The organism is Colidextribacter sp. OB.20 (genome assembly GCF_009911595.1).
Classification (GTDB): domain Bacteria; phylum Bacillota; class Clostridia; order Oscillospirales; family Oscillospiraceae; genus Lawsonibacter.
The window spans coordinates 1-6914 of record NZ_QWKG01000112.1 but is presented as its reverse complement, the minus strand read 5'-3'; the positions used below and the strand labels follow the sequence as shown (position 1 = coordinate 6914).

Sequence of the window (6914 nt, the reverse complement as noted above, 5' to 3'; positions counted from 1 at the left end):
TCCCTCTATTTCGACAGTTTTGTTTTTCCACTGTCTACTTTAGAGGGAGCATATCATTTCTCAAAAGCCGCCGTTTTCTTTTTGAAAAATGAAAATGTGGAGGGTGTGTTAAAGTCACCCTTTTTCAAGGATATGGCGGTATCAAATGCTTAAAAGCATTGGGAGGTATCGCTGTGTCCTTATTTCTTTTTCAACTGTCTGAACCGTTAAAAAAAGCCCACCCCCTTGGAAGGATAATTGCGGCAATCGACATGAAATAATTCAGTCCAAAAACAATAATTTTATTTCATGCGTCCGAATGGCTCTATGCTGTTTGGGCGCATTTTTGTTTCTATGGTACAGCCTCGGGTCAACCTGGCCCGAAGCCCGGCCCCGGTGCCGCTCTCCACCGCCTCCGTTTCGGTAACTCATTCACCAAACACCGAAACGGAGGTAAACATGACTATCATCAATCTGCGGGATTTTTACCCGTACTATACAGCGGATTCCTTTATTGAAGTGCCTGACGAGGTAGCGGAGGCAATGGCAGAGTTTGACCGCAGGGAGGCGGCCTACCGTCTGCGTACATACCGGCACAAAGCCTATTATTCCCTTGACCGGGAGGACGGCATTGAGCACTCGGCCTTGTTCGTCGCCCTCTCCCCATGCGAGATTTATGAGCGCAAAGTCACCATGCAGGAACTCCACGCGGCCATTTCCAGCCTGCCCGGCAAACAGGCCAAACGCATCTACGCCCATTTTGTCCTCGGCATGAGCAAGACCGATATTGCCAGAGCCGAAGGCGTGGACGAGAAGGCGGTGCGCCTGGCAATCGAGCGCGGGCTTCGGAACATGGAAAAATTTTTAAAAAATAATTTCTAAGGTGTACCGAAAAAGCCTGAAAAATGAAATGGTATATGAAAGGCGGAGGCGCCCCGGGACAAACTGGCCCGAAGCGCAGACGGACCTTTCCGGCAGATTGAAAACTGAATAAAAAGATACCCGGATACGAAGGGTGGATGTGCCAGGCGACAGGCTCGCTGTGACTTCCGTTTCCATTGTGGCTTTCACTTTGGGGGCGGGAATAGCGATAAAGCCCATGCTGCAGGTGGAGCCGTGGCTGGCCTCGCCGGATAAGGCACACTCCCGGATACTTGCGTTCAGTCACAGTCCGAGCGTTGAAACGGCCTTGCAAGCCGTGAGCCGTCGCAGGCAATGAGGACGCCTTGCCATAAGAATGGGGAGAGTTGAGACACTATGGGGTGGACAAGCCTACACCCGTCCGGGAAATCTGTTTTACAAAACCAATCAGGGAGCCGCCCGCTCTCACTGTCTTGTGACAGGCCAACTAAAACGGCGCGGCTCCCTGAACTTTTATGAAAGGAAGTGCAGGTTATGGCAAAATCTTTGCAGGAAATCCAGGACATGCTGACAGACAAATGGAGTAACAATGCCTGCCGTGGGTATGTCATCAAGGCGATGGAAAGCTGCGGCTATAAGTCAAAGGACATCCGGGAGATTCTTATAGAGCTGTACGAAGTGTTTGACTTCTGCTCCGTGGAGGAAGCGGCGGCCTATTATGAACACTGGCAGCCCTGACCCCGGGCCAAGCTGGCCCGAAGCGTGGAGAAAGACGAAGGGGCAGTGCTCTTTGCCGGGCGCTGCCTTTTCGTGTTTCCCCACAGGACAAGAGGGAAACGGAAGGCTTCAACCCCGATTCGGAAAGGAGGACCAGATGGTACAATCTGTAACCTACCAGAGAGAAACAAGGACCGTCCCCTTCCAGGGAAAGACTATTGTGCTGGAAAGCCTTACCCCGGTGCTTTCCCCAAAAGAGAAGGAGAGGCGGAAAAAAGAGATTGAGCGCTGTCTGTATGACGTGTTCAGCAAGTACCGCCAGAGCCGGCGCTGACCCCGACAACATTGCCCTCCGGGGCTATCAATGGTATAATATACTTGTAAGGTTGGTAGCTCCATTCCCATAGGAAAGGAGCCTACAATGAACATTAGAGAAGATTATATTTATGCCAGACAGTCCGTTGACCGCAAGGACAGTATCAGTATTGAGAGCCAGATTGACTTCTGCAAGTACGAGCTGAAAGGCGGCAGCTGCAAGATTTTCAAGGACAAGGGCTATTCGGGGAAGAACACCGACCGGCCCGAGTTCCAGAAACTGCTTGACGAGATCCGCAAGGGAAAGGTGCGGCGGGTCATTGTCTACAAGCTGGACCGGATCAGCCGCTCCATTCTGGATTTTGCGAACATGATGGAGCTGTTCCAGGAGTACGACGTGGAGTTTGTTTCCTCCACGGAAAAGTTCGACACCTCCACTCCAATGGGGCGGGCCATGCTGAATATCTGCATTGTGTTCGCCCAGCTGGAACGGGAGACCATCCAGAAGCGCGTCACGGACGCCTACTATTCCCGGTGCCTGAAAGGCTTCCACATGAGCGGCCAGGCCCCCTACGGTTTCCGGCTGGAGCCGACCACGGTTGAGGGTATCCGCACAAAAATGATGGTGCCCGACCCGGCAGCCGCCGACCATGTACGCCTGATGTTTGAAATGTACGCCGAGCCCGGGACCTCCTTCGGGGACATCAGCCGGTACTTTGAGGAAAACGACATCAAGGTCCATGGAAAATCGCTGTTCCGTCCCTTCCTCTCCCAGCTGCTCCGCAACCCGGTATACGCGCAGGCCGACCTGGAACTGTATGAGTTCTTCAAAAGCCAGGGGGCGGCAGTCGTCAATGATGCCGCCGACTTCGCCGGGACAAACGGCTGTTATCTCTACCAGGGGCGGGACGTGAAGGAGGACAAGGACAGGAGCCTGAAAGACCAGATACTTGTTATCGCTCCCCATGAAGGGATTGTTTCCTCTGACACCTGGCTGAAATGCCGGAAAAAGCTCATGGCGAACATCACCTTCCAGAACGGGCGGAAGGCCCGGAACACATGGCTGGCCGGAAAAGTGAAATGCGGAAAATGTGGTTATGCTTTAAAAGTCACCCGTAACCCTTCCGGCTATGAATACCTCCGGTGCAATAAACGGTCCGACCACAAGGGCTGTCCGGGGTGCGGCACTCTCCGTAAAGTGGAATTTGAACAGTTTATATTTACCGCTATGGGGGAGAAATTCCGGGAGTTCAAGCACCTCCGGGGCGGCGAGGAAAAGGCCAACCCGAAGCTGACCGCCTATCAAGTGGAGCTGGCACAGGTAGAGGCGGAAATTGAAAAGTTACTTGATACACTGACCGGGGCAAACGCTACCCTGCTTGCCTACGCCAACAAGAAAATCGAGGAACTGGACACGCGCCGCCAGAAAATCACAAAGGCCATTGCCGATTTATCCGTGGAGACTATTTCCCAGCAGCAGATTGATCTGCTGTCCGGCTATCTGGACGACTGGGAGAATATCAGCTTTGAGGATAAGAGGAAAGCCACGGACGGCTTGATTTCATCAATCAGTGCAACCAGCGAGTATGTAAAAATAGAGTGGAAAATCTGACTTTTCCACTCTGCATATCTGAAACATTTCTTTATATCGTTTGTAGCCCCTTGTACACTGATGTTTGCAATTAGGCGGGTGCCCAACTCCGGGAATACTATTTCCTGATACCGTCCGCTTTCTATGTAGTCACGGCCCAGGCGGGACAGGTCTTTCACGATCACCGTATCAATGCGGCCTTGCTGAATATCGTTGAGCATCTGCATGAACTGCGGACGGCTGAACGTGGTCCCGCTGATGTTATCGTCATAATATTCCCGGCAGTTAGTAAAGCCCTGATTGTCTGCGTATTGCTGCAACATAAGTATTTGCGTTTCGATGCTGTCCGAAACTCCGTCACCACGGAATTGATTTTGACGGTTGGCCCGATCCTCGGGGCTTCTCCTGGCATATATAGCGGCTTTTGCCGTGTGATTCTGCAACATTTTTTACGCTCCTTTCATCTTCCTTGCAGAATCACAGCACTTTTGAGATGCTTCTATTATACCAGAAAAATGCTTGATTTGCAAGTTATTTCCGCTATTTACCCTCACTTTCTGCAATTTTTTCGTTGATAAATTCGTTATAGATTTTCTCAACGTCTCCTGTATCTGAGAAAATATGCCGAACCAAAACAACCGATTTTCCCATTACTACCACATTTGCATACTTGTGCGGCAGCGGCGGAGTCTCCCAAGAAAGACCGCTATAATCTGCGGGACATTTGTCCAATAATTCCATCTGTTCACCTCTTTCTACTATGAGAAAAGCCCCCAAATTTGGGGGCTTTTGCGGCTTTTAGCGGTTGCGGCTGCGGCCGCTATCTTAGGGGGTCCCCTCTGCTGCTGCCTGCATCGAAAGAAAGATTCCAATATCCTGAAAGTGATCTAGGCAAGCTGCAAAATCATCTTTGTCTTTCACCGCTGCCCGGTTGCGCTCCGCAATCTCACGGAGCAGCGGCGGGGCCTTTTTCTTCCGCTCCAAGTCAAGTACCTGCGGCACTATTTTTTTCAACGCCCCCGCTTGGGCCTCAAACGGCTTCTTCTTTGCCGTTTTCAACGTCCGCAACAGGCGGTTAAATGCCGTTGCGGTTACTCCACCGGCTGCGAGGCTCTTGCCGATCTCCTCCGCCTGATCTACCAGTGCCGGGGCAGGATAGCGGTTCTTCCCCTCCCCCACATAGTACCCGCCGCGAAGGTACTCCGCTGGGATATTCCCAGCCGTTGGGGTAGCTGCCTCCGGGGCCTCTATGGCCTGGGGGGCCTCGGTTGACTCTGGGGTCTTGATGCCGCTCTCGGCGGCGGTCTTATTCTTCTTCTCCATTTTTTGGACCTCGCTTTCTGGGGCGATGCCCCGATGTATATAAATTCGATCCAGTTTCCCGAACCGTGATCTCATCATAAATTAAACTTTTTTGAATGTCAATACGTCAGATACTTAGTTACAAAGTGTAAATAAGTAACTTTTTTGCAAACTTAGTCATAATGACCAATGCGACACGTATATGCAGCTTTTTCCAATGCTCTCCCCAATTTTTTTCTTTCCCATATTAAAAATTTCCATTTAATCCCAATCAACCATCTTGACACCCGTAAAATTCTCCATTTTGCCCAAAGCGGTTTTGGGGGTGTAACCGAAGTTGTATCGGCGGCGGTTACGCTTGTAGCCCTTGCAGGAGTTGACTTGTGTCGTTGTATCAAAGTGGGGGGGTAACACTAGCCCCCCACCAGATCAAAACGGGAGATCGTCAGCCTCGGAGGCATCCAGTTCCGCAAACTCCGCGATCTCTGGTGCGTCTGCTCCCATCTTCTCCGCCGCTTTTGCTTTCAGTTCTTCGTAGTCGATGTATTCCCTCATGGGAACCGTGTACCGCTGATACTTCCCCGCTGCATCTACAAAGCAATAGGTAATATCAGAGATCCGCCGTAGTAGCTGCTGCTGCTTGTCCAATCCTCGCGCCGATTCTTCCACCATTTTTTTGTACAACTCTTCCGGGGGAAAAACTGACGTGATATATACCTCGTTCCAAAGTGCGTATATGTTGGAATACCGGGCATGGACCTGGATTTTATACCCATCCAGAATTTGCAGGAAAAAACCGTGGGAAAACTGCCCTTTCATCTCGTCTATAAACAAAATCGCCTCTCCCTGGTAGGCATCAAATCCGCCGCCCTCATAGTCGCTGAAAAAATATACCGATTCTTCGCCGTGTTCCTGACACAGCGTCACATAGGTATAGCTTTTTCCGCTGCCTGATTCACCCACAAGATAATGGACCTTGACCTCACGCTTTGGAGGCGTGTCCCGTTTTCGTCTGTCAAAATACGCGCTCCGTATCATCCGCTCATAGCGGCGATACGCAAAATCCACGCTCATGATCTCCGCCGGGGTTTTCCCCTCCTCCAGCATGGCGGCGATCTCCTCTATATCTGAGCGTTTGCCCTGGGCCGCTTTGATCTCCCCCGCGCGGCAGAGATACAGAACGCGCTCACCCTTTTCGGCAAACTGGCCGCGCTTGTTTATGTAGTCCTCGGCCTGATCTTTATTCCCTCGGGTTGCTTCAAAGTGCATCCCCACAGCATAACTTTTTTTGATCTTGGAAAACCGCATGGATACTTTGTCCTCCAAAACCATGTGGATATGGTGTAGGCCCTCCGCGCTGATGCAGTAGGCCCACGCCCCCGCGCGGCTGCTGCTGTTCGCTGTCCACTCCTCGCGTAGACGGTTGCACACTTCCGCCGGGGTCCCCGTGTAGCCGTGGTCCGCTGGGTTGTTTAGTACAGCAAACCATGATTTTGATATTTCTGATCCCATCGTTCACCACTCTTATATATATTTTTTCCGGCCCCCTTGACGGGGGCCGGGGTACGTTGCCCGCTGGCTTGGTGGCCCGGGCGGGCCGTCCTCCGCGCTCCGCTGCTCCGTCCTGGCCCTGGGTCCCCCACGCCGGGAGGCCGGGACAGGCCCGACACTCCCAGGGCGGGAACGGTCATAGGGCAGCTACGGTCAGATAAACCGTAGTCCAATTTTTATCGGGGCCGGGGTAGTCCGTGGCATCGTAGAAATTGGCCTTGATGCTGCTATTGCTATTATGCGCCTCCATGGCAGCGCGGAAAGTTGTTTCAAATTCATGCGGGTCCACATCGTCTCGAATTTCAAGGTGAAATTCATAAAGACGAAAAGGACCGTAATTTTTAATTGAGACATCCGGGTCAAAATCTTTGATAAGGGAGATGGGGCTTTTTAGCCCCATCTCCGCCAGTATCATTCCGACCCGATGATAAATCACCTGGTCCATCGTTAGCCCTCCACGGTCAGCGTCAGCCCGACGAAACCGCCGGGTAACTGATCGACACGGAGCAGAACAAGACGCTGGAGTCCAGTGGTATGAAGTCAAGAGGGAAATAAGGAAAAATTCAGAGAAAAAAGAGTGTGGAAGGGGGTGCTTTAG

9 protein-coding genes are annotated in these 6914 nt (G+C 51.8%); 4 read left to right on the top strand and 5 right to left on the bottom strand.

Annotated features, from left to right (window positions below):
* The first annotated feature begins 438 nt into the window (after positions 1–438).
* The 4 genes from D1641_RS18370 (at position 439) to D1641_RS18360 (ending at position 3484) form a co-directional block, all read left to right on the top strand.
* On the top strand, positions 439–861 hold the full coding sequence (locus tag D1641_RS18370; RefSeq protein ID WP_201757434.1) for a sigma-70 family RNA polymerase sigma factor: 423 nt from the start codon (positions 439–441) through the stop codon (positions 859–861).
* A 513-nt stretch (positions 862–1374) separates the two neighbouring features.
* Positions 1375–1578 (top strand): hypothetical protein, encoded by a 204-nt coding sequence (locus tag D1641_RS18365; RefSeq protein ID WP_160668378.1) that lies wholly within the window; start codon positions 1375–1377, stop codon positions 1576–1578.
* Positions 1579–1714: 136 nt separating this feature from the next.
* Positions 1715–1891 carry a hypothetical protein gene (locus D1641_RS19240; protein ID WP_172485606.1) on the top strand — a complete coding sequence of 59 codons (177 nt, stop codon included), beginning with the start codon at positions 1715–1717 and terminating at the stop codon, positions 1889–1891.
* Positions 1892–1978: 87 nt separating this feature from the next.
* Complete coding sequence (locus D1641_RS18360) at positions 1979–3484, top strand: recombinase family protein (RefSeq protein WP_160668376.1); 1506 nt, start codon at positions 1979–1981, stop codon at positions 3482–3484.
* Here the strand turns inward: D1641_RS18360 and D1641_RS18355 are convergent.
* The 5 genes from D1641_RS18355 to D1641_RS18335 form a co-directional block, all read right to left on the bottom strand.
* A complete protein-coding gene (locus tag D1641_RS18355) occupies positions 3370–3909 on the bottom strand; it encodes a recombinase family protein (RefSeq protein WP_160668374.1) in 540 nt (179 codons plus the stop codon). The two genes, D1641_RS18360 and D1641_RS18355, sit on opposite strands and share 115 nt — an antisense overlap.
* Before the next feature lie 94 nt (positions 3910–4003).
* Entirely contained in the window at positions 4004–4204 is a 201-nt protein-coding gene (locus D1641_RS18350) for a hypothetical protein (protein WP_160668372.1), read from the bottom strand.
* 84 nt (positions 4205–4288) lie between these two features.
* On the bottom strand, positions 4289–4786 hold the full coding sequence (locus tag D1641_RS18345; RefSeq protein WP_160668370.1) for a hypothetical protein: 498 nt from the start codon (positions 4784–4786) through the stop codon (positions 4289–4291).
* Positions 4787–5194: 408 nt separating this feature from the next.
* A complete protein-coding gene (locus tag D1641_RS18340; protein ID WP_160668368.1) occupies positions 5195–6277 on the bottom strand; it encodes a replication protein RepA in 1083 nt (360 codons plus the stop codon).
* Between the two features lie 175 nt (positions 6278–6452).
* Positions 6453–6761, bottom strand: coding sequence for a hypothetical protein (locus D1641_RS18335; protein WP_160668366.1), 309 nt, complete (start codon positions 6759–6761; stop codon positions 6453–6455).
* Positions 6762–6914 lie beyond the last annotated feature (153 nt).

Coding starts and splice junctions, on each gene's coding strand:
- D1641_RS18370 (WP_201757434.1), top strand. CDS start 439: ATGACTATCATCAATCTGCGGGATTTTTACCCGTACTATACAGCGGAT.
- D1641_RS18365 (WP_160668378.1), top strand. CDS start 1,375: ATGGCAAAATCTTTGCAGGAAATCCAGGACATGCTGACAGACAAATGG.
- D1641_RS19240 (WP_172485606.1), top strand. CDS start 1,715: ATGGTACAATCTGTAACCTACCAGAGAGAAACAAGGACCGTCCCCTTC.
- D1641_RS18360 (WP_160668376.1), top strand. CDS start 1,979: ATGAACATTAGAGAAGATTATATTTATGCCAGACAGTCCGTTGACCGC.
- D1641_RS18355 (WP_160668374.1), bottom strand. CDS start 3,909: ATGTTGCAGAATCACACGGCAAAAGCCGCTATATATGCCAGGAGAAGC.
- D1641_RS18350 (WP_160668372.1), bottom strand. CDS start 4,204: ATGGAATTATTGGACAAATGTCCCGCAGATTATAGCGGTCTTTCTTGG.
- D1641_RS18345 (WP_160668370.1), bottom strand. CDS start 4,786: ATGGAGAAGAAGAATAAGACCGCCGCCGAGAGCGGCATCAAGACCCCA.
- D1641_RS18340 (WP_160668368.1), bottom strand. CDS start 6,277: ATGGGATCAGAAATATCAAAATCATGGTTTGCTGTACTAAACAACCCA.
- D1641_RS18335 (WP_160668366.1), bottom strand. CDS start 6,761: ATGGACCAGGTGATTTATCATCGGGTCGGAATGATACTGGCGGAGATG.